Raw genomic sequence first — 26,253 nt, 5'->3', positions numbered from 1 at the left:
GGTTCATTACATCATATTTAAAATCACTTGATAAATCAAGGCACCTGCGACCCCACCAAGGATTGGACCTAAAACTGGAATCCAAGCGTATGACCAGTCAGAATCTCCTTTATTTGGGATTGGAAGTAAGGCATGCATGATACGTGGCCCAAGGTCACGCGCTGGGTTGATGGCATAACCAGTGGTTGCTCCAAGTGAAAAACCAACTGCCATAACCACAAAACCAACAATAATCGGACCAAAACCAGCAGCTACTTTATTAGGACCAATGGCCATTACCGTAATCACTAAAACAGCTGTTCCTAAAGCTTCGCCCAAAAGGTTTGACCAAGCGTGGCGAATAGCTGGCCCAGTTGAGAAACAAGCTAAAATCGTACCAGCATCTTTGGTTTCCTTCCAATGTGGGTAGTAATGCAAGTAGAGAACTAAGGCTCCAAGCATTGCTCCAAGAAATTGAGCCACAAGATAAGTCACTACCTGAGACCATGGCAATGAGCCAATGGCTGCCATAGCGAGTGTCACGGCTGGGTTTAAGTGGGCACCACTCATGAAACCACTAATATAAACCGCAACGGTTACAGCAATTCCCCAGCCCAAAACAATAGCAATCCAGCCACTATTTTGAGCTTTGGTTTTATTCAAGATACAAGCAGAAACCACACCGTCTCCTAATAAAACCAAAATAAACGTTCCTAACAGTTCACCGGTAAAATTCATGATAATCTCCTTGCTATTTATTTATTGATAGCTAACTCTTCTAACTGACTTAAAATAGCATCCATGCCCGCGCCAGCCTGAATAAGAGCTGCTGCTGTGTAAGCCCCTTCGACAATGGGAACCACATTCAAGGTAATGGTCTTGTCAGAAAAATCTGAAACCATTTCGATATTCATGCGGGCAGATCCAAGATCAAAGAAAGCCAATAAGTCATCCTTAGGATTGGCGTCAACGATAGCCTGCACTTGATCAAAACTGGTGCCAATACCACCATCTTCTGTACCTCCGACATAGGTGATGGCAACATCTGTCGCCACCTCTGAAATCAGGTCGACAACTCCTTGAGCAATATTTTTAGAATGCGATACAATAATAATTCCCAAATCTGACATTAAACCACCTCTGCTTCCAACATGGCTTCAAATAAGAGTCCTGATGAGAAGGAACCTGGATCAATATGACCCACTGAGCGTTCTCCTACATAAGAAGCGCGTCCTTTAGTTGCCTGGATGTCTTTGGTAGCTAAAACAGCCTCTTCAACCACATCCTTGGTTAACCCGTCATTTTTCAAGGCTTCAATCACAGGAATCCAAACATCCACCATGGTTTTCTCACCTTTTTCTGCCTTACCACGTTTTTGAATCATGTCCAATCCAGCCTGCAAAGCATCTGCCAAACTGCTATCCTCACTAGCTTTTGAAAGCCCCATAAAGGCAGAACCATACAATGGGCCTGAAGCTCCACCAACTTTGCCTAGCAACTGCATAGCAACGACCTTAAAGACATCCGCTGCGCTCGCAAATTCTTTACCGTCAAGATTTTCCGTCACAGCAGACATCCCGCGCGCCATATTGCCACCGTGGTCACCATCTCCGATAGGCGTATCCAATTGACTTAAATAATCCTTATTCACTTGAATTTTATCATTAAATAAGGTCATCCATTTGATTGCATCTTGTGCTTGCATGATTTCCTCCTTACCAAGCTGGTGTGATAACATCTGATTGAAGAGCTTCTGTCCATTCATCCTTGTCAAGTTTGATCAAGGTCAAAGACAAACCAGCCATATCAATAGACGTCATGTAGTCACCAATTTTCTTGAAGCTGACTGTGACATCTTTTTCTGCTAAGAGTTTTGCCACATCATTCGCAAAAACGTATTGTTCCATTAATGGTGTAGCTCCCAAACCATTGACCAAGACGCCATAATGTTGTCCTGCGCTCATGTCAAAGCTATCTGCCAATTTAGTTACCAACTCTTGAGCTAATACTGATGATGATTGTAATTTTTCTTTTTTGTAGCCTGGTTCACCGTGAATACCAACACCGTATTCAAACTCATCATCTTCAAGCACAAAACCAGGTTTGCCAACTTCAGGAACAGTTGCTCCAGAAAGAGCTAGACCAATAGTTTTAATATTTAGGACCAATTCATCAGCAAGAGCTTTAATATCCGCTAATGATTTGCCCTCACGCGCAGCATGTCCCAAAATCTTGTGAACAAGAATGGTTCCCGCAACGCCACGACGACCTTGAGTGTAGAGGCTATTCTCAACCGCAATATCATCATCAACGACAACACTGGCAACATCAATGCCTTCCATTTCTGCTAATTCTTGGGCCATTTCAAAGTTCATAATGTCACCTGAATAATTTTTGATGACCATGAAGACACCAGCACCTTCATCAGCTGCTTTGATAGCTTCTAAAATTTGATCTGGAGTTGGGGAAGTAAAGACTGCACCACAGATAGCTGCTGACAACATGCCTTCACCAACAAAACCAGCATGAGATGGCTCATGTCCAGAACCACCACCTGAAATAAGGGCTACTTTTCCCGTCTTCTCTGCTTTACGAACAATCACATCATAACCATCTAGGCGTTCCACTAAGTCATCATGCATATAAGCTAAACCTTGCAACATATCGTCCACAATCTGAGTGGCATCATTCATAATTTTTTTCATGGATCTTCCTCCGATTTTTTGTTTACGCTTTCATTATAAAATAGCCCCTCCCAAAACGTAAGGGACAAATCCTCAGATTTGTCCCTTTTCTTTCTAAAATGCCTTTGATAAGGTATAATGGCAGAAGATATTTCATATTAAAGGATTACTTATGGCAACTTCTCTCATCACCAAGAAAAAAATTGCCAAAGCTTTTAAAAAGCAACTAGCAGTGAAAAGCTTTGAAAAAATTTCTGTCGTTGATATTATGGATCAGGCCCAAATCAGGCGGCAAACCTTCTACAATCATTTTCTAGATAAGTATGAACTGTTAGACTGGATTTTTGAGACTGAACTTCAGGAACAGGTCACACACAATCTCAATTACATCAGTGGCTTTCAACTGTTAGAAGAGTTGCTCTTTTATTTTGAACGCAACAAAACGTTTTATGCCCAACTATTTGATATCAAAGGGCAAAATGATTTTTACAGCTACTTTGTGGACTACTGTCAGGTCTTAATGGCTAAAATCATTTCTGAATACCAAAGTCAAGAAATGAGCCAATCTGATGCTGCTGATTATCTTGCTTTTTTAACCCATTATCACGCTAGGGCATTAGCAGATATGATTAAAGGTTATGTTAGTCAGAGTGAGCCTAAACCTTGTCTTACCTATCTCAAGCAGCTTATCTTAACCAGCATTCATTAAACGAGGAAAACGTCATGGTAACCATATTAAATCAAACACAAACACTTATTTCCCAATATATAGCAAGTGTATTAGCAGCCCATCCCCACCTAGCCCAATTACAGGATTTGCCTATTATTTATAATAGGCATCTCGATGATCAACTTATCCCAATTCTATCCGGAGGAGGATCCGGACACGAACCTGCTCATTCCGGCTTCGTTGGTGATGGTATGCTGTCAGCTGCTATCTATGGCGATATTTTTACTCCCCCAACTGCCACAGACATCTTAGAAGCCCTGCGATTTCTAGATAAAGGTAAGGGGGTCTTTGTCATTATCAAAAACTTTGAAGCCGACATTCGTGAATTTAGCCAAGCCATTCATCTAGCACGACAAGAAGGTCGTAACATCAAATATATTATTTCCCACGACGATATCTCGGTTGAACCTAAAAAGCAATTCCAAATGCGTCACCGAGGACTCGCTGGAACTGTATTGCTTCACAAAATCTTAGGAGCAGCTGCACAAAGTGGGGCAAGTTTGGATGACCTTGAACACCTAGCTTTTGACCTTGCCACAGAGATTGCTACCATCGGATTTGCAACCAAATCTGCTAGCCTACCCAATGCGGCACTACCTCTTTTTGACTTGCCTGATCATCAGATTTCATATGGGATTGGTATTCATGGTGAAGAAGGCTATCGCACGGTCCCATTTATGTCATCAGAGCATCTTGCTGTGGAAATTGTTAATAAGCTTCAAATTAAATTCCATTGGCAAGAAGACGAACATTTTATTCTTCTAGTCAATAATTTAGGAACAGCAACCGACTTGGAACAAGGCATTTTTCTGAATGATATCCATCAACTTTTAGATCTTGAAGGGCTTCATCTTCCTTTTATCAAAAATGGAAAATTCATGACTAGCCTTGACATGACTGGTATCTCTGTTACCCTTTGCCGTCTTAAAGATAGACAGTGGCTAGACTACTTACAAGCTCCAACCAATGCCTACGCTTGGTAAACCATCACAAAAAAGGCAGCCGTTTTTACAACAGCTGCCTTTCTTCATTAACTAGGTTTTCATATTCTGACCTAAACGATTTTCAATTTGTTTAAGAGTCTCTCTAGGAACCAGCACTTTCATAAGCACCTAGTCCCCATTTCCAAAGCTTAAGCGACAACGCCAAAACCAGTAACGACACCACTACCAAGCCTCCAATATTAAAGAGCAGGTGCTGACCTGTTAAAAAATAAGAAGCAGGGTAATAAGCTGTAAAAGCAAAGGGAATGACAAAACTGATTAACCACCGCAAAAAGGAATGGTAAATGGACATAGGGTACTTGGAAAAGTCATTAAACATGTAAAAAATATAGATAACTGCCCCAGACTGCTTGGTCCAAAAAGAAATGCTGGCGGTCGCAATTTTTAAAGAGGTGTAAATCAAGGTCGCAAAAGGAATAACCAGAATAAACAAAAGCACCTTAGGAAGAGTCCATACGATACTACCAGCCGTGGTCACTAATAAGATAACCCCAACCAATAATTCACCCAAGGCATCCACTTGAAATGTCTCAACCAAAACATGAAATAAAGGACTAATTGGTCTGGTGAGGTACTTGTCAAATTCTCCTTTGCGGACAAACCGTTGCCCTAAAGCCCAAAGATTGTCAAAAAAGAGGTGATCAATTCCCTTTGGAATCAAAGAAAAGCCATAAATAAAGGCAATTTGTTCAAACGTCCAGCCTTCTAAAGAAGGGATATGTTGGAAAAGTACCGATAAAAAGAGCAGATTAAGTCCCTGAGTGAGAAAAACACCTAGCACTCCCACCACAAAATCAACCTTGTATTCCATAATTTGTTTGAGGTATTGTTTGATAAAAATAGCGTGCATACGTCTCAATTTTGCCATCTCACCCTCCTTGAATCGTTAAATGGTACTGAACCTTTTTCCAGATGACTTGCGATAAGACTACCATCACCAGTAACCAAAAGATTTGCAAACTTAGGGCCACCATTATCTGACTAAGGCTGTATTTCCCAATGACAATCATAACTGGCGTGTAAACCAAAGAGGAAAACGGTAGAAAACTAAGCACTATAGAAACCACTTTAGGAAAAAAAGCCAATGGAATCAAACTGCCTGACATAAAGGCAACCAAGGCATTCTTTAATAAGTTAGAACCCCAAAGGTTTTTGAAAACAAAGGCAGAAAAGCCAAAACAGATATTGAAATAAAAATTAATCAAGAAGGCCAATAAAAGACTAAGCAGGTAGAGAAACACAGTAGCTAGAAGTTGCCAGAACGACATTCCCGCCATTAGTTTGATTCCGAAAATCACCACCAAAAACGGAAAGCCAACACTGATGAGAACAATCCACCGAAAGCCTATCTCCATAAAAAGGTAAGAAGCCGCAAAGTGAACTGGCCGAAGCAACCGCATGATAATAGACCCATCTTTCACTTCCTCACCAATCATAAAGGAGCTATCCGATTTCGTTAACAAAGCCGTCACAAAACTCATGATAATATAAAAGGTCATATCTGACAGAGTAAAACCATTAATCAAGGACTGTTTGGAGGAATCAAACACAGCCTTCCAAAGATAAAAAGCCACAAAAGCTCCCATAACATCCCCTAGTCGATAGAGAAAGAAATTGACCCGATAAGTCATTAATTCTTGAATTCCTGCACTGATAAAGGGCTTATAGCGTTTCCAGAATGATTGCATGTCACAGCTCCTTTCGGTAAAAACGACGGATGATATCTTCAATATCAGCATCTGTCATTTTCAGGTCTCTCACCACAAAATCAGCCATGGTTCGTTGAATAACATCTGCTGTTTGGTAACGGGAACTGTCATATTGAATTTCCAAAGTTAATTCGTGTCGTTCCACAGTTATATCAGGCAAACCAAGAAACTGAGAAACAACTTCTTCCTGTCCCGCTTCCAATTCAAAAGATAAGCTTTTCATCTTCCCAAATGTTTGTTTGAGTTGAGTCACCGTGCCATCAAAGATTTCTTGGCCCTTATCAATCATGATAATCCGATCACACAGTTGTTCAATATCACTCAAATCATGAGTTGTCAACAGAATGGTTGTCTCTTCTTCTTGATTAATCTGAGTGATGGCACGTCGAATATTGTCTTTGACAGAAACATCCAAGCCAATCGTTGGTTCGTCTAAAAAAAGCACTTTCGGATTATGCAATAAAGAGGCTGCGATGTCAGCTCGCATGCGTTGTCCTAGGGACAACGTTCGAACAGGATCCTTAATAAACTCGTTAAGTTCTAAGACCTCATTTAAAAAATCCATACGCTTGCGAAAGTCTTTTTCAGGCACATCGTAAATTTCTTTTAACACAGCATAGGTTTCCTGCAAAGCCAAATCCCACCACAGTTGGGTCCGTTGCCCAAAAACAACGCCAATATCTTTGACATAATCTTGACGATTATCTTGCGGAATCTTCCCGTTAATGCGACAATACCCAGATGTTGGCTTTAAAATTCCTGTTAACATCTTAATTGTTGTTGATTTTCCTGCACCATTGGCGCCAATAAATCCTAAAATTTGCCCCTTAGGCACTTCAAAAGACAAGTCTTTAACAGCCTCAAATACCTCTTTTTGCGGGTTAACAAACGATTTCATCACCCCTTTTAACCCAGGCTCTTTAATGGTTTTAGTAAACTGTTTGTGAAGATGAGATACTTCTATCATTGCCATCTGCTAACCCTCATTTCTTTTATCAGTTAGTAAGTAACTCATTATAACACTATGAGAAAGCAAGCGCAACCGCTTGCTCGAGGTTTTAAAAAAGAAAAAGAAGTCCTTTGAACTTCCTTTCATCATTGATTAAGCTTGTGCATCTGGGCGTGATTTGCGAGCAATATCTACCAAGATATTTTCCACAAAGTCTTCCACAGATTCGGTGTGAGTCGCCTTGCTACCATAGCGGCGCACGTTAACTGATTTCTCTTCCATTTCTTTATCCCCAACAATCAATTGGTAAGGGATTTTGCTGGTTTGTGACGCACGAATCTTGTATTGCATTTTTTCATTGCGGTCATCCACATCTGCACGAACTCCACGGTCACGAAGTGTTTTGGCTACTTCCCAAGCATAGTCAATGTGGGCTTCATTTGAAATTGGAATCACCGTTACTTGGTGAGGTGCCAACCAAGTTGGAAAAGCACCCTTGTAAGTCTCGATTAAAATCGCAGTGAAGCGTTCCATCGTTGAAATAACCCCACGGTGAATCATGACTGGACGATGTTCCTCGCCATCAGCACCAATGTATTTGAGGTCAAAGCGTTCTGGCAACAAGAAATCCAACTGAATGGTTGATAGGGTTTCTTCATTACCAAGAGCTGTTTTCACTTGAATATCTAATTTTGGCCCATAGAAGGCTGCTTCACCTTCTGCTTCAAAGTAGTCTACACCCATGTCATCCATGGCACCTTTTAGCATGGCTTGCGCATTTTCCCACATTTCGTCATTGTCATAATATTTATGAGTATCTTCTGGGTCACGGTAGGACAAACGGAAACGGTAATCGGTCAAGTTGAAATCTTCGTAAACGTCAATAATCAATTGAAGGGTACGTTTAAATTCATCACGAATTTGTTCTGGTGTCACGAAGATATGGCCATCATTCAAGGTCATCTCACGTACCCGTTGCAAGCCAGATAGGGCACCTGATTTTTCATAACGGTGCATCATCCCTAGTTCGGCAATACGGATAGGCAATTCACGGTAAGAATGCACATGGTTTTTATACACTTGAATGTGGTGTGGGCAGTTCATTGGACGAAGGACAAATTCTTCCCCATCTCCCATGTCCATCACAGGGAACATGTCTTCTTGGTAGTGCTCCCAGTGACCTGATGTCTTGTACAATTCCACAGAAGCAAGAGGTGGTGTGTAAACGTGTTGGTAGCCTGAAGCTAATTCCTTGTCTGTGATATAGCGTTCAAGAGTACGACGAATAGTTGCTCCATCTGGTAACCAGAATGGCAAACCTTGACCAACTTCTTGGCTAATCATGAACAAGTCAAGTTCTTTACCAAGTTTACGGTGATCACGCTCTTTGGCTTCTTCAAGACGAGTCAAGTAAGCTTTAAGGTCTTTTTTATCAAACCACGCTGTTCCATAGACACGTTGCATCATGTTGTTATCACTGTTACCACGCCAGTAAGCACCCGCCACGTTGAGCAAGTGGAAGACTTGGATGCGACCTGTTGATGGCACGTGAGGGCCACGGCAAAGGTCCACAAATTCACCTTGACGGTAAACAGTCAAACCAGCACCGGCATGCTCATTAATCAACTCTACCTTATAAGGATCGTCTTTGAACAATTCCAAAGCTTCTTCTTTAGTCACTTCCTCACGAATACATGGGTAGTTTTCTTTCACGATTTTTTGCATTTCAGCTTCGATACGTGGCAGATCTTCGTTTGAAATTTGGCCGTCAGCGTTATCTGTATCGTAGTAAAAACCTTCTGCAATGGCAGGGCCAACACCCAAATGAAGATTTGGGAACAAACGTTTTGCAGCTTGGGCAAATAAGTGGGCTGCAGAGTGACGAAGCACATCATAAGCATCCTCGTGATCAGGTGTCACAATTTCAATACTGCCATCTTCTTCAATGGCACGGGTTGTGTCAATCAGTTGGCCATTGAATTTACCAGCCAAAGCTTTTTTAGCTAACGATTTACTGATGGACTCAGCAATCTCAAACGTTGTTACGCCAGATTCAAATTCACGAACGGCGCCATCTGGAAAAGTAATCTTAATCATTTGCTTTCTCCTTTAAGTCAGTTAAGATTTCCACTTAAACATGGATAGTAAAACAAGTCAGAAACAAGAGGTCGGCATGTCATCCTAAGTCCAGCGACACTAGGCTTTAGAGCTTTGAGATAAGAATTCTTCCTTCTCTTTCAATAAAGGTATGGTGAGACGTCAAAAACAAAAAAGCTGATTGCATCCCAAAGGACGCAATCAGCGTGGTTCCACCTTAATTTATGCAGGACAAAAAAGCATGCCGTGCACCTCTATTGGCGATAAGGGAGCCACCCTTTTATGTTTACATAAAAACCAGGAAGGAGTATTAGATTATCCACCTTTGTGCTCTTTCCACCAACCAGCACTCGCTTAAAAGATTTTGTGCAATCTAACTTGTCTTCAAGATTATTATAGCAAGTTTTCAAAAATTTACAAGCCTTAATCCAGAAAATCTTTGATCGCATTGACCAACTTGATAGGAGCCTTGACCACTTTGACAGAAGTCAGAGCTGTCGCCTTAACAGCTCGTTTAGGCAAATGGATAGCCCCTTGCACCAGTTTAAGAGAACTATTCTTACCAGAATGGTTGAGATAAAGGCTTAATTTTTGTGGTTCCTTATTATTTCTTGCAATCAGAGTGTCTAAATAAAAGGTGTAAATAGATTTTCCAAAATGCTCAGCTGAAATCTCGTAACGTTTTTCTTCTAGTAATTGCTGATCCATAACCGGTGTCTCTACGATAGCATCAATGATGGCATCACTTAGGTCTTCTTCAGCATGGTAAAGCGTCCCAAACATCTTGTCTGTAATCACATCATCCAAGTACGGGTTACTCTGCGCGATAATAGGCTTACCACTGGCCAGACTTTCAATATAGGTCAAGCCCTGTGTTTCACTAGTTGATGCTGAGACGAAGAAATTACAAGCTTTATAGTACAAAGCGACTCTGTCATGAGGAACCATGCCTGTAAAGGTCACATGCTGCTCGACCTTTAATTGCATCGCCAAGTCTTTTAAGGTTTCTAAGTAAGGACCATCTCCAACAACAATCAGTTTAATTTTTGAATGTTTGGCTAAGACCGTTGGCATCTGATTAATAATAGCCTGAATATTTTTTTCATAAGAAATCCGTGACAAGCTTAGCAACATGGTCTCATCAGCAGCAATGCCCAATCCCTCTTTTAAACTGGCAACATCTTCTGCTTTAATATCATCACGAATGTATTTTTCTAAAGGAATGCCTGTTGGGATCACACGCTTAGGGATAGTGACTTCGTAACCTTCCAGTAGGTTGAGGACAATTCGACTTGGACAAATCACACCGTCCAAGTCTTTCAAATAGCCTCTGAGAAGAGGCTTAACCATGCTTGGGCGAATAATTTTACCGTTAGCAATATAGCTAACATAGTCTTCATACTGGGTATGGTAAGTATGAACAACAGGAATTCGTAAGGCTTTGCCCACCATCTTTCCTAATAACCCAAGGCTAAATTCTGTCTGGGTATGGATAAGATCAAGGTCATACTGCTTAGCAATTTTATAAGAAGAAATCAAGCCACGATAAACCACGCGCCTATCCGTAAAAGACACAAAAGGAACGCTTGGCAGCCTAATAATCGTTGGATCTTCAAAGCGTTTGACATCTCTATCAGTGGTGGTGAAAATATAGACCTCGTGGCCTTCTTTTTCAAGTTCTTCTTTTAAGGTACGAATGCTCGTGGCAACTCCAGAAACTTGTGGAAAATAGGTATCTGTAAATAAACCTACACGCATCTTATAACTCCATTACTTTTTTATAGACATCTACTAATGCTTGACCAACTGTTTCTAGGCGACGACTTTGGGCAACCTTGTAACCAGCGTCCATTTTGTTGCTGTCACCAGCTAAAATTTTGGTCAAAGCTTGGATAAAACCTGGGATATCAGTTGCTAATTCAGCACTATTTTGATCAACCCAACCATCGTAAACTGGGATATCACGTAAAACAAGGTGCTGACGACTCGCTAAGGCTTCTAAAACCACAATGCCTTCTGTTTCTTCGCGACTTGGGAAGAAAAAGGCATCGGCACCAGTCATAGCACCCTCATAAACCCCACCTTTAATGTAGCCTGGAAAAATGAGATTTTTAGGATGCTTACCATTTACGAGGCGACGAACTTGAGCGGGAATTACCCATTTATTAGTCTCTCCAAACCAGATAAACCTTACATCTGGCATAGCTTGAGCAACTTTGACAAAGTCATCAATCCCTTTTCTAAGGAAAAACAATCCTGCTCCCATCACTACTTTTTCGCCCTCTTTAATGTCAAAATACTGACGAAAAGCAGCTTCTTTTTCAGAATCTGCTCCATACTGTTCCAAATCAATACCGTTGGACACCGCAAAAATAGGTGTTTTCACACCATACTGCTCAATTAAAGACTTGGAATACAAGGTAGGGGTAATAATAGCATCAGCCTTATTGTAAAATTGACAGAGGTATTTCTTAAACAAAGATGATAAGAGGTTTGAAAAAATAAAGGAATTTCTAAAGTCCTCCTCTGTAGAGTGCCCATGCATGATGACCTTTTTGCCTGCTTTTTGCGCTTTAGCCATCAAGAGCCAACTTTTTAAACCATAGGTATTGAGATGAACCAAATCATAATCGTCATTGGGATCAGTGGTGAAATCCTGACCCACCAAAGACAAGGCTTTTGCCTGATGCTTGATAGCCCGTCCAATTCCTGATTTTTTTAAATAATTTTCTGCTTCTAAATATAATAGAACTTTCATAACCTCTATTATAGCTCATTTTATAGGAATTTTCACTAGGATAACGAAAAATCAGCCCAAAGACTGATTTCCCATTTTAAAAGCTTCTTTCTTCAGGTACCCAGGCTGAAATAGAGCCTGTCTCCACCTTAATATCAAGCCAACCATCTTCAGCCACCACTACCTTTTCTGAACAATGGCCTAAGTAATCGACAAAGGTCTGCCCGACAAAGTCTTGACCGATTTCCACATGCTTCCAACCTTCATCACCATTTGATAGGATAACTGCCAGCGGATGGGGATGTTCTTCATCGCCTAAACAAGTCCAGGCAATGCAATTAGCGTGATCAAAATAATCGACTTGTTCCCCGTAAACAGCCTCTTTACGCAACAGCGTCAACTTGTCAAGCACTTCTTTAAAACTAGCTTGAGCAAAGTCTCCGGAAATACCATAGTAATCGCCATAGAACAGACAAGGTTTGCCTTCTTGGCGCAAGAGAATTAAGCCGTAGGCCAGAGGTTTAAACCAATCTTCCACTGTGGACTCCAAAGCTTGACCACGTTGCGTGTCATGATTTTCAACAAAAGTAATAGCCAAGTCAGGCCTGCTAGCCACTAAACTTCCTTCAAAGATATGTGTTAAATCAAAATCCTTTCCTTGATGACTGGCGTTAAAGAAAGACATGTGAAGACCGACATCTACTAAAGCAAACTGTTCATTGGTGGCTTCCAAGTAGTCTTCCATGGAGTCTTGGTCTGACTTCCAATACTCACCAAAAACTTCTAAATCTGGTTTGATTTGAGTGCGAATATCATTGACAAAGGTTTGGATAAAATAAGAATCAATGTGTTTGACGGCATCTAGACGAAAACCTTCGATTCCTGTTGTCTCAATAAACCACTTAGCCCAATCCTGCAAGTTTTGAATAACCTCTGGGTGTTTGAAGTCCAAATCATTGTACATGAGGTAATCAAAATTACCATGTTCGTCATCAATCAAGTCATTGTTGGCCCAGCCCTTATTGTCACCTGTAATCATGTAAATGCCAGTTTCATTGTTCTTGGCATCATAATCAAGCCCTGTGAAATGATACCAATGCCATTTAAAATCATTATAGCAACCATTTCGACCAGGAAAGTCAAAACCAGTCCAGCCTTCAATCTCATAAGGTTCTGTCAGAGCTTCCTGGCGATTTTCAGGATTCATTTTGATGACAAAAAAACGTTCCTTATGATCTCCATTGGCTTTATGGTTAAGAACAATATCTGCGATTGGTTTGATGGCAGCTTCTTTCAAAGCTGTAATAAGGTCGAGATATTCTTGTTTACTACCGTATTTGGTAATGACTGTGCCATTTTGATCAAATTCCCCTAGGTCAAATAAATCATAAACACCATATCCCACATCATTAATACCAGTTCCTTTAAAAGCAGGAGGAAGCCAGAGCTCAGTCACTCCTAAATGCTGTAATTGTGGAATACTTGCTTTCACTGTTTTCCAGTGGTTACCATCTGCAGGAAGATACCACTCAAAAGCCTGCATGATTAGTTGATTTGTCATTACTTCTCTCCTAAAAAAGGCTGGGATATCAGTTTCCCCAGCCTCTATCTGTCTTACTTATACCAATAAAAGAAATTGAGCCTCTTTTTAGGGACAACACAAAGTACTATCTTTTAGTATTTCGTTTTTTAACAAATAATACCCTACAGTAACCTATTTAGTGGTTCCGCGTTTTTTAATACCATGATTCAAAAGAATTTCTTTTTCTTCCAACTCTTCTTTGTTCATGATTTTAGTCAACATCCGCATGCTGACAGCTCCCAAGTCGTAAACGGGTTGGCTGATAGAACTCAAGTTTGGACGGGTATATTGAACAACTGGTGAATCATTGCTTGTGATGATTTCAAAATCTTCTGGAACGCGTTTGCCTGCTTCAAACAAACCATTTAAAAGACCCGCTGCTAACTCATCTTCAGCCACATAAGCTGCTGTTGCTCCTGAGTTAATCACACGTTGTGCCAATTCAAAACCTTCTTTATAAGAATAGTTAGCTTCAAAAACAAGTCCTTCTTTGAAGTCAAGTTTGTTGTGCTTCAAGCCTTCTTTGTAACCCGCCAAACGTACTTTACCATTGATGTCATCAATAAGTGGTCCTGACACAAAGGCAATGCTCTGATGGTTTTCTGCCAAAATATCAACCACATTAGACACAGCTGCCTTATAGTCAATATTAACACTTGGTAATTGATGATCAAGGTCAACTGTCCCTGCTAAAACAATCGGGGTGCGTGAGCGTGAAAATTCCGCACGGATTTTTTCAGTCAAGTGGTGCCCCATAAAGATAATACCGTCAACTTGCTTAGCAAAGAGGGTATTAACAACGTTAACCTCCTTGTCATCATCCTCATCACTAGAGGCAAGTACAATATTATATTTATACATAGCGGCGATATCATCAATACCTTTGGCTAAAATAGAAAAATAACTGTTTGCAATATTCGGAATCACAACCCCGACGGTTGTTGTTTTTTTGCTGGCGAGACCACGTGCGACAGCATTTGGACGATAATCTAGGCGGTCAATGACTTCTAAAACTTTCTTACGCGTGTTTTCCTTAACGTTTTTATTGCCATTAACAACACGACTAACAGTTGCCATAGAAACACCAGCTTCACGGGCAACGTCATAAATCGTGATGGTATCATCTGTATTCATTTTTTGTCTTCCTTTCTATTTGAAAATTACGCTTTCAAAAAATATTTTAGCATGTTTTGTAACCACTTTCAAGTATTAAAGGTTAATTTTTGAAAAAGTTTTCAAAGATTGACCCAAAGCTTGATTTTTTAAGCTTTTTTTGGAAAAATAGTAGGCAGAAAGAAGGTTTTCCTATGACAAAATTAGACCAAATACGTTTGCATCTTGAGCAAAAAGGAGCTGAACTGGCTATTTTTTCAGATCCTGTTACCATTAATTATTTGACTGGATTCTTCTGTGACCCGCATGAGAGACAACTATTTTTGTTTGTCTACCATGATTTAGCTCCTGTGCTTTTTGTACCTGCCCTTGAGGTGGCCAGAGCTAGCCAAGAAGTTGACTTCCCAGTCTTTGGCTATGTGGATTCTGAAAATCCTTGGGAAAAAATCAAAGCCGTTTTACCAAATACAGCGGCCAAAACCATTTATGCCGAATTTGACCACCTTAACGTCAGTAAATTCCATGGGTTGCAGACAGTCTTTTCAGGACAATTTGCTAATCTAACCCCGTTTGTTCAAGGCATGCGCCTCATCAAATCAGCTGATGAAATTGAGAAAATGATGATTGCTGGTCAGTTCGCTGACAAGGCCGTTCAAGTTGGTTTTGATAACATCTCCTTGGATGTTACCGAAACAGACATCATCGCTCAAATTGAATTTGAAATGAAAAAACAAGGCATTAACAAAATGAGCTTTGACACTATGGTCTTAACGGGTAACAACGCTGCCAATCCTCATGGGATTCCGGGTACCAACAAGATTGAAAACAATGCTCTTCTTCTCTTTGACTTAGGAGTTAAAACCTTAGGCTACACTAGTGATATGACACGAACAGTTGCTGTCGGTAAGCCCAACCAATTCCAAATCGACATGTATAATCTTTGCCTTGAAGCACATCAAGCAGCTATTGACTTTATTAAACCAGGTGTTACAGCAGCTCAAGTAGATGCCGCTGCCCGCCAAGTCATCGAAAAAGCTGGCTATGGAGAGTACTTCAACCACCGCCTGGGGCATGGTATCGGTATGGATGTGCATGAATTTCCATCTATTATGGCTGGGAATGAGCTTGTGATTGAAGAAGGCATGTGCTTCTCTGTGGAACCAGGCATTTACATTCCAGGTAAAGTTGGTGTCCGCATTGAAGATTGTGGTTATGTCACTAAAGACGGCTTTGAAGTCTTTACTCATACCCCAAAAGAATTGCTTTACTTTGAAGGTTAATCCTTACCCAGATATCACTCCTAACGAAAGGAAGGTTATTCTTATGAACCAGTCCATTCATCACCAATTACAACAAGCACTACACTTTAGGACAGCCGTTCGTGTTTATAAAGATGAAACGATTTCCGAGGAAGACTTGAACCTTATTTTAGATGCTGCTTGGCTAAGCCCTTCTTCTGTTGGCTTAGAAGGCTGGCGCTTTGTAGTCCTAGATAATAAGCAAATAAAAGAGGAAATCAAACCCTTTGCCTGGGGTGCCCAATATCAACTCGAAACAGCTAGCCATTTTGTACTGTTAATTGCTGAAAGAAATGCTAGGTACGATAGCCCCGTTATTAAAAATAGTCTCCTAAGAAGAGGAATAGAAGAGGGAGAGGGACTTGAGAGTCGTTTAAAACTTTACGAGGCCTTCCAAAAAGAGGACATGGACATGGCAGATGACCCTAGAGCGCTCTTTGATTGGACTGCAAAACAGACCTATATCGCTCTTGGCAATATGATGATGACAGCTGCCCTGTTAGGAATAGATTCTTGTCCTATTGAAGGGTTCAACTATGCAAAAGTTGACACTATTTTAGCAACTCATGGTATTATTAATAAAGACAAAGAAGGTATTGCCAGCATGTTGTCCTTGGGCTACCGTCTCAGAGATCCCAGACATCCTCAAGTTCGCAAACCTCGTGAAGAAGTGATTTCAGTAGTGAAATAAGGAGAATATATGAAAGCATTACACACCTGTATCCGCGTCAAAGATCTCGACAAATCAGTGGACTTTTACACCAAGGCCTTTCCTTTTAAGGAAACCCGTCGAAGAGATTTTCCAGACAGCCAATTCACTCTCGTGTATTTAGCGCTTGAAGGAGAAAGTTATGAGCTAGAGTTGACCTATAATTATGATCACGGTGACTATGACTTAGGAGATGGTTATGGCCATATTGCCCTTGGCTCTGACAATTTCGAGGAAGACCACGAAAAACATCGTCAAGCAGGATTCCCTGTCACAGATATTAAAGGGTTAACTGACAAATCAGCCCGCTACTACTTTATTCAAGATCCCGATGGCTATAAAATTGAAGTCATTGACTTAAATTAAAAACAGAGGAAAATCCCTCTGTTTTTTTATGATGTTGTCACTCTTTTAGGTTTTTTAAATCAAATAAGAAACCATCTATCACAATCCTTTTCTGTAAAAAAGAGAAAATAATATCTAAAGATTACCTTAAAATAGCCTAAAATCCTTTGAATCATCAAATAAACAAGTTATTTTCTTGTTTCATTCATATCAAAAAACTCATTTTTTTGATTATTCTCTATTATCTTTCATTCATTTTTACAACATTACATTACTTAAAAAATATTTTTATTAAATTCATACATTTTAACCTTAATAACGATATACTTAACTAGTAAATAAAAAAGGAGGACTTCTCATGTCTAAACTCAGAAGGAAATGGCTTTCCCATTCTCTTGTAGCCTTAGCAATGACCTTATCGTTAGGATTCGTTCCTAATGCTCAACCTCACGATAATGTTACCTATGCTCAAGAAACAGCTGTCACGCAAGACTGGACGTTGGCTCAATACCCAGACTATTATGTCATTGAAGGAAAATCGGCTATTCAAAAAGAGGACTTTCCTCAATTGAAAACAACGACTGAGAAGGTCTATAAAAAAAAGTGGTCGTAGCACAAAACGTGTCACTGTTTCGGACCTTCAATATGCTGATCTAGATGGTTACAATCGTTCTGGAGTAGTTTATGGCATTATCACTAAAGATATGATTGACATGTCAGCAGGCTCTCGTGAAAAATGGGAAATGACTACAACCCAAGTGGCTGGTTCTCCTATCAATTTAAAGCAGACGGTCGAGCTGCTACTGAGAATGATTATAAGCATAGCCCAAGACAGGTAAAACGCATCCCAAATAATCAGGAAGTCAGTATTGTTTTAAGTAATGGTAAAGTTCGTCACGGCTACCTCTTTGACCGTAGCCATCTCATTGCAGACAGCTTAGGTGGACGCCCATACCGTAACAATTTGATTACTGGAACCCGCACTCAAAATGTAGGCAATAATGACCGTAAAGGCGGTATGCAATACATTGAAAATAAAGTCTTAACCTACATCAATCAAAATCCTAGTGTACATGTTTACTACAAAGCAGAACCCGTCTATGTGGGAACAGAGCTAGTTCCTCGTTACGTGGTTGTTTCAGCTTTATCTTCTGACGGTGTCATCGATGAAAAGGTGCGTGTTTTCAACACCGCCAATGGCTTTACCATCGATTACCAAAATGGAGGTCTTCTATCTGATGTAACGCTTGAAGAAGAAACAACGACTGATAGTGATGACACTCTCACAGAAGATACCAAAGAACCTACTACAGATGAAGAAGGCACTGATCAGATCAGCCCAGATGCAGCTACAGAGGATACCGCTACTGACGTAGACAGTCAAAGGATTGTGTATGTTGCAAGTAACGGAAACTCTCCTGTCTATTGGTACCATAAAGAAAACCTTCCAGCTGGCGTCAACTTAGATAGGCTCGTTGAAATGACAGAACAAGATGCTTTAAGCAGAGGCAAAAAGCATTCTAGTACAGAACCAACTCATTAATGAAAACTGCTTGAGGTGCGGCGACGTTACCTCAGCAGTTTTTTTATTTTTGGGAAATCTCTGTCATTTGACAGTTTTTTGAAATATCTTGGCTTTTGTGATACAATTTGTCAAAAGACTAGAAAGGGACACCCCTATGACGCTTTTATCTGTAATTATTCCCTGTTTTAATGAAGAAAAAGCTATTCTTCCTTATTTTGAAGAGATGCGTCAGTTGGAACTGTCAATGACTAGTCAACTCGCCTTTGAATATATTTTTATTGATGATGGTTCTAAAGACCAGACTCTGAACATCTTACGTGATTTAGCTACTCGCTTTCCAAACGTTCATTATCTGTCCTTTTCGCGCCATTTCGGCAAAGAAGCAGGGCTATTAGCTGGATTAGAAGAAGCCAAAGGCAACTACATTACTGTAATGGATGTGGATTTACAAGACCCACCTGAACTTCTCCCACTCATGTTTGCCAAAATAACCGAAGGTTATGATGTGGTTGTCACGAGACGTCACAATAGACAAGGAGAACCTTGGTTGCGATCTGCTTTGTCTCATTTATTTTATAGCCTTATTCAAAACTTATCCGATACTGAAATTGTTAGCGGGGTTCGCGATTACCGATTAATGACCAGGCAGGTTGTGGACAGCATCCTTGAACTAGGCGAAGTCAATCGATTTTCAAAAGGTATATTTTCATGGGTCGGTTACCGGACGACCTACATCAGCTTCGACAACCGCAAGCGTCAGCATGGGAAAAGCCATTGGAGTTTTTGGGGCCTGTTTCGCTATTCCCTAGACGGCTTTGTTAATTTTTCAGAAATGCCTCTGACCATTGCAACTTGGACAGGAACCTTTAGTTTCTTAATTTCCATTCTTGCTATCTTATTTATTGTGATTCGAAAATTACTCTTTGGTGACCCTGTTTCCGGCTGGGCCAGCACTGTCTCAATCATTTTATTTATGGGAGGTATTCAACTCTTTTGCATGGGCATTATTGGGAAATACATCTCAAAAATATTCCTTGAAACCAAAAAAAGACCTGTCTATATCATCAAAGAAAAGCATTAATAGTCAAAAAGAAGAGGGCATTGAAGTGACCCCCAAAAGTTGGACATTATATTTTAAGTTAAGGATTGAGTTCTGTATTGCACAGGACTTAGTCCTTTTAATGTCAGTTTGATTCGTTTAGTGTTGTAGTAGTTGATATATTCTGAAATAGCTGTTTTTAATGTTTCGAGGGAAGTAAATTCCTTCTCAAACCCATAAAACATTTCTGTCTTCAATGTTCCAAAAAAAGATTCCATCATGCCGTTATCTAAGCTATTTCCTTTACGCGACATGGACGGTCTCATTCCATGCTCCTCAAGAAAATGATGGTAGTAAGTGTGTTGATATTGCCATCCTTGGTCACTATGTAAAATAGTGCCCTGATAAGTTTGTTCAGGAAAAGCCTCGGAAAGCATCGTTTTAAGTTGTTGTAAGTTTGGCGAGGTAGATAAATGATATGCAATAATCTCACTGTTAAAGCCATCAAGAACTGGTGATAGATACAATTTTTGATCACTAGCAGGAATTGAAAACTCTGTGACATCGGTATAACACTTCTTAAGTGGTTGGGCAGCTTTAAATTGACGCTTAATGAGATTATCAGCTTTCTTGCCCACCTCACCTTTATAAGAGTTATAGCGACGTTTCGCACGGATTCTAGCTTTCAACCCAAGTTCTGTCATCAGACGTTGAACTTTCTTATGGTTAACTTTATAGCCTCGATTTTTAAGTTCGAGGTGAATTCTACGGTAACCATATCTCCCTTTGTTCTCAGAATAAATATCTTGAATAGCTTCTTTTAATTCTTTGTTTTTATCTCCCTGAGTTAGACGTTTAACCTGATAATAGTAGGTTGATCGAGACAGCTTCAAAATATTAAGTAGGATTCTTAAATCAAATACATTGATTAGTCCTTGAATGATTTCTGTTGCTCTTTGAGCCTTGCTTCGTCCCTCAAGCGGAGTTCTCTCAACTTTTTTAGTACGGCATTCTCCGCTCTAAGGTACTCATTTTCATATTGAAGACGCTCTAATTCAGTCATTTCTTCAAGTTTTTTCTTTGGTTTGCGTCCCATCTTTACAGGTCTCCCTCTTGATTTCTCAAGAATAGTATACCCGTTTTTCTTGTATTGCGCTATCCAATTAGGAAGCATTCCCTTATTTGGTAATCCATAATCTAGAGAAACCTCTAGCTGAGACCTACCTTTCATCAGAACTTCGTTTATGATTTCCTGCTTTAGTTCAGGAGAATAATACCTATTTTTCCTTTTACAAACACTTTCCAATCCGTGTATATCAATAAGGCGGACCATGTATTGAAGGTTATACTTACTCATATTAAATGTTTGACTGATTTTAGGCCATGTCCAACCAGATTGTCGTAAGCGATAGATTTCAATTTTATCTTCATAACTTAATTTCATAGAAAAACACCCCAAAAGTTAGATTTGTTGTCTAACTTTTGGGGTGCAGTTCAATGCCCTCTTCTTTTTCGTTAACTACCTACTGCTAAATCTTACTCGGTTGGTTTTATTGGTAAGCTTTTCAAAAAGAGCCAAATCAGAAACAAAACCACCACTATTCCCACCAAAACTGGCAAAGGGGTAACCACAGACCAATCAAACTGTCCTGTTAGTGCCTCCACCAACTTCCCTGACCCATAAACAGCAACAAAGGCTAGTCCAAGGTTCAAACACTTTTTCTTCCTAGTCATTGACAATGAGAAGATAAACATGGGAATAAATATCATCATCAGTCCCATGTAATGTAACCTAATCGGCTCTCCCTTGATTAAGCATGTTATCAAAAGCGCTAAGAATACTACCAAAAGTCTAGCTATTGCTTCTCTTAAGATAACCAACGATTTTGTCATCAATCAATTTCCTTTGCTCATTCATAGACACTCTTTATGACCAGTGGTCACAACTATTTCAAAATCAATCAAGATCGTCTACGCTAAACCCACTAACGATAAGACCTGAGCCAGCTTCTAAACCTCAGTCTTCTCATCCTCAACTCCTGTCTGTCATCACTCAGCAGGCTTAAAACGATTAGCGATGATTCACACTTTTCATCACGCGTTTGATATCACGATCCTGCTCACGGCGTTTAATGGTTTCGCGTTTGTCATAATCGTGTTTCCCTTTAGCCAAACCAATGAGAACTTTAGCAAAGCCATCTTTCAAGTAAACCTTTAAAGGAACTAAGGTCATTCCAGTTCCTTTGAGTTCATTTGCCAGATGTGTAATCTCACGTTTTTTGAGCAGCAGTTTGCGGGTCCGTTCAGGATCAGCGTTCCAAATATTACCTTGTTCAAAAGGAGCAATATGAACGTTGATCAACCACGCTTCCCCATTCTTAATTTGGGCAAAGCCATCTTTCAGTTGAATACGGGCTGCACGAACACTTTTAATCTCAGTTCCCGTTAAGACAATCCCTGCTTCAACGGTTTCAACAATGTGATAATCATGTCTAGCCTTTTTATTTTGCGCCAGTAACTGACCTTCCCCTTTTGCCATAGTTAACTCCTTTTACGACTCTTCTTTTTTGCTTGTTCTTTGTAAAATGGTTTTTTAGACCCTTTTTTAGTTTTACCCTTGGTTTTTGCCTTAGCTACTTCTTTAGGTTCTTTTTTCTTTGTCCCTTTAGATGATTTTGAGGATTTACGGCGATCTCGTCGACTAGCTTTATCCGACTTCTTGATTTTTTCAACCACATCAAAGTCGCTCGGTAAATACTCAAAGTCAATGTCGCCAGTTTCCTTGTCAGCCTTAACCAATTTCACACGAATAGGTTGACCAACTTTAAAGACTTTACCTGATTTTTCACCTTGAAGACTTAGCGTTCTCTCGTTAAAGTGATAGTATTCCGGTAAGCTAGTGATGTGAACCAAACCTTCAATCGTATTTGGTAGCTCTACAAAGAGACCAAATTTAACTACGCTTGCCACGATACCGTCAAATTCTTCACCCACATACTCTGCCATATACTCAGCTTTTTTCATGGCTTCAACCACGCGTTCAGCATCAATAGCACGACGCTCTAACTGTGAAGAAGATGTTGCTAATTCTGGAATGATCTGAGCAAAATGATCACGTTTTTCTTGACTAGGCTGATTGTACTCACGAATCATGCGATGCACCAATAAGTCAGGATAGCGACGGATCGGACTGGTGAAGTGGGTGTAATATTCTGCGGCCAAACCGTAATGCCCATGATTATTTTCAGAATATCTTGCCTGTTGCATAGAGCGTAAGAGCATCATGTTAAGCACTTCTGCTCCTGGTTGACCTTCGACTCTTGCCATAAAGGCTTGCAAGGCTTCCTGAGAAATCTTGTTGGCTGTTCCTTGAATTTGAATACCGAATATGCTAGCGTAATCCATAAATTTTTGAAGTTTTTCGGCCTTTGGTTCTTCGTGAATACGGTAGATAAATGGTAACTTAGCTGTTGCAAAATGCTCCGCAACACACTCATTGGCTGCTAGCATAAAGGATTCAATCATCCGCTCCGCAATGCCCCTTTGACGAAGCACCACATCAACCGGCATTCCTTTATCATTGACAATAATTTTTGCTTCTTGCGTATCAAAATTCAAGGCGCCTCGTTTTGACCGCATAGCTTCCAAAATCCTATGCAAAGCCACCATGAGGGTCACATCATCAGCAATACTAGCAAACTCTTGGAGCGCTTCTTCATCTCCTGCAATCATGTCATTGACCGTACTATACGTCATTCGGTAAGTTGTCTTAATCACTGATTGACAGATTTGATAATTGACCACATGCCCTTGAGAATTAATTTCCATCAAGGCTGACTGGGTCAAACGATCAACGTTAGGGTTCAAAGAGCAGATGCCATTTGACAAACGCTCTGGTAACATCGGAACCACACGATCGGTGACATAGACAGAGGTACCACGCCTAACAGCTTCCTTATCAAGGGCAGATCCTTCTGTCACATAATATGAGACATCCGCAATATGTACCCCAAGTTCATAATTCCCGTTATCCAATAGCTTAATATGGATAGCATCATCTAAGTCTTTGGCGTCCGCACCATCAATAGTAATGGTGGTTTCTTGACGCAAATCCACACGGCCTATTAAATCTTTAGCAGTTGGTGCTTCTGAAATAGCATTGGCCTCGGCTAAAACTTCTGCTGGGAACTCTGACACGATATCCATCGATTCAAGGACTTCTAGGACATCAATTCCAACGTCTCCTTGATGGCCTACGATATCACGCACACTGGCTACAAAATAATCGTGTCCCCTTGTGGGGTATTTATCAATATCAACCTTGATGATTTCAGTGCCTTTAAGCACAACAGGTTCTTTCTTAATGTAGATTTTTTGTTGAATTTTTTGGTTTTTGGACCTGATATAACCAGCATATTTTGGTTTGTCATCATCTAAAATAAAAGTTCCAACAGCCGTTTTTAATGAGCGTTCTACAATAGCTACCACTTTAGCTTCAGCCGCAGTCCCTTTGAGACGGTCTGCTGGTTTTTTAATAGTTGCTTCTACGATATCGCCATCAATGGCGTAACCAACGTCATTACGGCCGATAAACATATCGTCTTCATTCTCATCCACGGACAAGAAACCAAAACCTGCTTTGTTAGCACGGAAAATCCCCTGAACAGTAGCCTCTTTCTTCTTTTCTCGCTCTTTTCTAAGTGCTAAGCTACCATCATTTGAAAACCGTAAAAGCCCTTGACTTTCCATTTTGGAAATGGTTTTAATGAGACTGGGAAAGTGTTTAGCTCCAGCCATCTCTAAGGCAGCAGCCAAGTCGTTCACGTTGGACTTGCCATGCTCCTTGAGGTAAGTCATAATTCTTTCTTTCATAATACCTAATTTCTATTTCTGTTTTAATTGTTTTACATCATCAATCTAGCTCACTGATAAAAAAATGAGCTAGACTAACTCTGTCAAGCTCACTCCTTATTTACTTGATAAAATGGCAAGCGCAAGAGCAATTGCTAGCCAGAAAAATACTAGAACTGCTGTAAACCGTTGCATGAATGCTTCAAAGCCACGAGCTTTAGTACGTTCAAACAAGGCTTCTGAACCGCTGCTATCAAAAACATTGCTACTTGGGTTTTTTTGAGGTTGCATGAAGATAGCAATCACAAGTAAAACCGATAACACGAGCAATATTGTAAGTAGTAAGTTGTACATGTTATTTCCTCCACTATTGTCTTGACCATTCTAACACAAATCTTATCAAGATTCAACATGTAGGGTCACTTTTCTCTCCTTAGGGCAGTACTTAGGAACCTTAATCTTTTCCGGGTGACTGCTCTTATTTTTACTGGTCAAATAATTCTTGCTGCCACACTGGCTGCATTCTAAATTAATTTTTATTCTCACACGATATCCTTAACCTTGATGTACTTTTTAAATATAATCAAACTCCAAACCAAATTGACAAAGACAATCATACTGGTCACATAAAAAACAGATCGATAACCTAAGCCAACCGCAACATTTGACCCAATAAAAGGGCCCAAAACCTGTCCAATATTACTAAACATTTGATTATAAGAGAAAACTCTGGAAATACCTGCTTTTGGTGTCAATTTAGTCAGCAGAGAATTAATGCTTGGCATCAACGCTCCTACTCCAAACCCATAGGCAAAGCGTAACAAGCCCAACTGAAGACTGGTTTGTGCTAGAGCACTCATGACATACATGATAAAACTGTAGAGTAAAGCTACCAAAAGTAAACGATGGTTACCAAAACGGTCACCTAATTTACCGAGGTAAGAGCTGCTCAAAAGACTGGAAAAACCCATAGCTGAGACCACCAGACCTGACACAAACATGAGGTTTTGCGTTTGCCCAAGATGTCGAATATATAGGGACAGAATAGGGGCAACCGATTGAGCAGAAACCTGAATAATCATACTGGTTACAAATAGGCCGAGCATGATTTTTCGACTCTTTACTTGCTTTAAAATATCTTTGGTAGGTACCATTTGAGACTTCTCAATAGGCTCAAAATCTTCTTTGACATAAAAAACTGTCATTAAGGAGCAGAGCAATAAGATTATCCCTACCAATAAAAAGACCTGACGAATACCTAATAGTTCTGCTAAAACTCCTCCAATAAGAGGGCCAATTAAGGCACCAGCTGTCACTCCCGTTGCCAAAGTCCCTAGGGCATAGCCGGATTTTTCTTGAGGAACTTGGCTGGCAATCAAAGCCGTTGAATTGGGGATATAGCCTGAAAAAATCCCCGTTAACAGCCTCAAAACAAGCAGCCAAAACACATTAGGAATAACCGCTAACCCTCCCATGGTAAAGGTCATGACAAAGCTTGCTCGAAGCATCATCGGTTTTCGACCATAACGATCAGCAAGTTTTCCCCAAAGTGGCGCAAATATAGCTGACGCTAGTGCCGTAATGGCAACTGCCAAACCGGCATACCACTCCACCAATGCCTTAGGGGCTCCTAGTTCTTCAACATACAGGGCCATGAATGGCATGACAAGTGAAAAGCTTGCCCCAGTAAAGAAGTTACCAAGCCAAGCTACTTTTAAATTTTGTTTCCAATTGACAGTTGTTATCGCTTCTTCGCTAATAGGTCATCATCTTCTTTCCAAAATACCTCTGACTATTATACCACAATTCTCTCACAGGCAAGCAAAAAGCAGGCTAACTAAACTGAGCAGAAAGAGAAAAGCTTTCCTCAGGCCCAACAGGACAAGACCCCTCAGAAAGCTT

Annotated in this window: 25 protein-coding genes and 1 pseudogene; 7 read left to right on the top strand and 19 right to left on the bottom strand. The window is 40.3% G+C overall.

The window, feature by feature from the left end:
* Positions 1-6: 6 nt before the first annotated feature.
* The 4 genes from FQT67_RS02795 to dhaK are packed head-to-tail and all read right to left on the bottom strand — an operon-like array spanning position 7 to position 2,684.
* Positions 7-720, bottom strand: coding sequence for an MIP/aquaporin family protein (locus FQT67_RS02795; RefSeq protein ID WP_326845714.1), 714 nt, complete (start codon positions 718-720; stop codon positions 7-9).
* Between the two features lie 14 nt (positions 721-734).
* Positions 735-1,109, bottom strand: coding sequence for a dihydroxyacetone kinase phosphoryl donor subunit DhaM (gene dhaM / locus FQT67_RS02790; protein WP_046177439.1), 375 nt, complete (start codon positions 1,107-1,109; stop codon positions 735-737).
* A complete protein-coding gene (gene dhaL, locus FQT67_RS02785) occupies positions 1,109-1,684 on the bottom strand; it encodes a dihydroxyacetone kinase subunit DhaL (RefSeq protein WP_046177440.1) in 576 nt (191 codons plus the stop codon). Before dhaL ends, dhaM begins: the two co-directional genes overlap by 1 nt.
* Before the next feature lie 10 nt (positions 1,685-1,694).
* Positions 1,695-2,684 carry a dihydroxyacetone kinase subunit DhaK gene (gene dhaK / locus FQT67_RS02780; RefSeq protein ID WP_003057185.1) on the bottom strand — a complete coding sequence of 330 codons (990 nt, stop codon included), beginning with the start codon at positions 2,682-2,684 and terminating at the stop codon, positions 1,695-1,697.
* Between the two features lie 151 nt (positions 2,685-2,835).
* Between dhaK and dhaS the strand changes: the two genes are divergently transcribed.
* Positions 2,836-3,372, top strand: a complete 537-nt coding sequence (dhaS, locus tag FQT67_RS02775) for a dihydroxyacetone kinase transcriptional activator DhaS (RefSeq protein ID WP_046177441.1) — start codon at positions 2,836-2,838, stop codon at positions 3,370-3,372.
* A 14-nt stretch (positions 3,373-3,386) separates the two neighbouring features.
* Entirely contained in the window at positions 3,387-4,376 is a 990-nt protein-coding gene (dhaQ, locus tag FQT67_RS02770; RefSeq protein ID WP_012766670.1) for a DhaKLM operon coactivator DhaQ, read from the top strand.
* A gap of 103 nt (positions 4,377-4,479) precedes the next feature.
* On the opposite strand, the gene FQT67_RS02765 is transcribed toward dhaQ, so the two are convergent.
* From FQT67_RS02765 to ccpA, 8 genes are all read right to left on the bottom strand, one after another.
* The gene (locus FQT67_RS02765) at positions 4,480-5,265 is read right to left on the bottom strand and encodes an ABC transporter permease (protein ID WP_046177442.1); all 786 of its coding nucleotides are present in this window, start codon (positions 5,263-5,265) and stop codon (positions 4,480-4,482) included.
* A gap of 1 nt (position 5,266) precedes the next feature.
* Positions 5,267-6,085 (bottom strand): ABC-2 family transporter protein, encoded by an 819-nt coding sequence (locus FQT67_RS02760; RefSeq protein ID WP_003057194.1) that lies wholly within the window; start codon positions 6,083-6,085, stop codon positions 5,267-5,269.
* Position 6,086: 1 nt separating this feature from the next.
* Positions 6,087-7,079 (bottom strand): ATP-binding cassette domain-containing protein, encoded by a 993-nt coding sequence (locus FQT67_RS02755; RefSeq protein ID WP_003061856.1) that lies wholly within the window; start codon positions 7,077-7,079, stop codon positions 6,087-6,089.
* Positions 7,080-7,208: 129 nt separating this feature from the next.
* A complete protein-coding gene (gene thrS / locus FQT67_RS02750) occupies positions 7,209-9,152 on the bottom strand; it encodes a threonine--tRNA ligase (RefSeq protein ID WP_003058629.1) in 1,944 nt (647 codons plus the stop codon).
* A 423-nt stretch (positions 9,153-9,575) separates the two neighbouring features.
* Positions 9,576-10,910, bottom strand: a complete 1,335-nt coding sequence (locus FQT67_RS02745) for a glycosyltransferase family 4 protein (protein WP_046177443.1) — start codon at positions 10,908-10,910, stop codon at positions 9,576-9,578.
* Position 10,911: 1 nt separating this feature from the next.
* On the bottom strand, positions 10,912-11,910 hold the full coding sequence (locus FQT67_RS02740; protein WP_046177444.1) for a glycosyltransferase: 999 nt from the start codon (positions 11,908-11,910) through the stop codon (positions 10,912-10,914).
* A 76-nt stretch (positions 11,911-11,986) separates the two neighbouring features.
* Entirely contained in the window at positions 11,987-13,450 is a 1,464-nt protein-coding gene (locus tag FQT67_RS02735; protein ID WP_012766666.1) for an alpha-amylase, read from the bottom strand.
* Positions 13,451-13,603: 153 nt separating this feature from the next.
* Positions 13,604-14,605: a catabolite control protein A gene (ccpA, locus tag FQT67_RS02730; RefSeq protein ID WP_003049927.1), complete on the bottom strand. Its 1,002-nt coding sequence runs from the start codon at positions 14,603-14,605 to the stop codon at positions 13,604-13,606.
* A gap of 173 nt (positions 14,606-14,778) precedes the next feature.
* On the opposite strand from ccpA, the gene FQT67_RS02725 reads away from it, so the two are divergent.
* From FQT67_RS02725 to FQT67_RS02705, 5 genes and pseudogenes are all read left to right on the top strand, one after another.
* Complete coding sequence (locus FQT67_RS02725; RefSeq protein ID WP_046177446.1) at positions 14,779-15,864, top strand: Xaa-Pro peptidase family protein; 1,086 nt, start codon at positions 14,779-14,781, stop codon at positions 15,862-15,864.
* A gap of 43 nt (positions 15,865-15,907) precedes the next feature.
* The gene (locus FQT67_RS02720; protein ID WP_003058626.1) at positions 15,908-16,573 is read left to right on the top strand and encodes an NAD(P)H-dependent oxidoreductase; all 666 of its coding nucleotides are present in this window, start codon (positions 15,908-15,910) and stop codon (positions 16,571-16,573) included.
* Between the two features lie 9 nt (positions 16,574-16,582).
* The gene (locus tag FQT67_RS02715) at positions 16,583-16,957 is read left to right on the top strand and encodes a VOC family protein (protein WP_046177445.1); all 375 of its coding nucleotides are present in this window, start codon (positions 16,583-16,585) and stop codon (positions 16,955-16,957) included.
* Positions 16,958-17,294: 337 nt separating this feature from the next.
* A pseudogene (locus FQT67_RS02710) lies at positions 17,295-18,479 on the top strand (DNA/RNA non-specific endonuclease).
* A gap of 136 nt (positions 18,480-18,615) precedes the next feature.
* The gene (locus FQT67_RS02705; RefSeq protein WP_003053920.1) at positions 18,616-19,542 is read left to right on the top strand and encodes a glycosyltransferase family 2 protein; all 927 of its coding nucleotides are present in this window, start codon (positions 18,616-18,618) and stop codon (positions 19,540-19,542) included.
* 53 nt (positions 19,543-19,595) lie between these two features.
* On the opposite strand, the gene FQT67_RS02700 is transcribed toward FQT67_RS02705, so the two are convergent.
* The 7 genes from FQT67_RS02700 to FQT67_RS02670 all read right to left on the bottom strand — a co-directional run bounded on the left by FQT67_RS02700 (position 19,596) and on the right by FQT67_RS02670 (position 26,111).
* Positions 19,596-20,944, bottom strand: a protein-coding gene (locus tag FQT67_RS02700) for an IS3 family transposase (RefSeq protein ID WP_115256712.1) whose coding sequence is annotated in 2 segments (ribosomal slippage) — positions 19,596-20,503 and positions 20,503-20,944 — 1,350 coding nt in all. Because the reading frame shifts where the segments join, the coding sequence is not laid out codon by codon here.
* A 92-nt stretch (positions 20,945-21,036) separates the two neighbouring features.
* A complete protein-coding gene (locus FQT67_RS02695) occupies positions 21,037-21,393 on the bottom strand; it encodes a hypothetical protein (protein ID WP_037589850.1) in 357 nt (118 codons plus the stop codon).
* Positions 21,394-21,571: 178 nt separating this feature from the next.
* On the bottom strand, positions 21,572-22,039 hold the full coding sequence (gene smpB, locus FQT67_RS02690; RefSeq protein ID WP_022554349.1) for an SsrA-binding protein SmpB: 468 nt from the start codon (positions 22,037-22,039) through the stop codon (positions 21,572-21,574).
* A 2-nt stretch (positions 22,040-22,041) separates the two neighbouring features.
* Positions 22,042-24,372 (bottom strand): ribonuclease R, encoded by a 2,331-nt coding sequence (gene rnr / locus FQT67_RS02685; RefSeq protein WP_046177525.1) that lies wholly within the window; start codon positions 24,370-24,372, stop codon positions 22,042-22,044.
* Between the two features lie 96 nt (positions 24,373-24,468).
* Positions 24,469-24,705: a preprotein translocase subunit SecG gene (secG, locus tag FQT67_RS02680; protein WP_003047129.1), complete on the bottom strand. Its 237-nt coding sequence runs from the start codon at positions 24,703-24,705 to the stop codon at positions 24,469-24,471.
* Between the two features lie 45 nt (positions 24,706-24,750).
* On the bottom strand, positions 24,751-24,897 hold the full coding sequence (gene rpmG / locus FQT67_RS02675) for a 50S ribosomal protein L33 (protein ID WP_003047126.1): 147 nt from the start codon (positions 24,895-24,897) through the stop codon (positions 24,751-24,753).
* Positions 24,894-26,111 (bottom strand): multidrug efflux MFS transporter, encoded by a 1,218-nt coding sequence (locus FQT67_RS02670; protein WP_223846048.1) that lies wholly within the window; start codon positions 26,109-26,111, stop codon positions 24,894-24,896. The genes rpmG and FQT67_RS02670 overlap by 4 nt, the downstream gene beginning before the upstream one ends.
* Positions 26,112-26,253 lie beyond the last annotated feature (142 nt).

The organism is Streptococcus sp. NCTC 11567 (genome assembly GCF_902141215.1).
Classification (GTDB): Bacteria; Bacillota; Bacilli; order Lactobacillales; family Streptococcaceae; genus Streptococcus; species Streptococcus dysgalactiae.
This window is presented reverse-complemented; position numbering and strand designations above follow the sequence as displayed.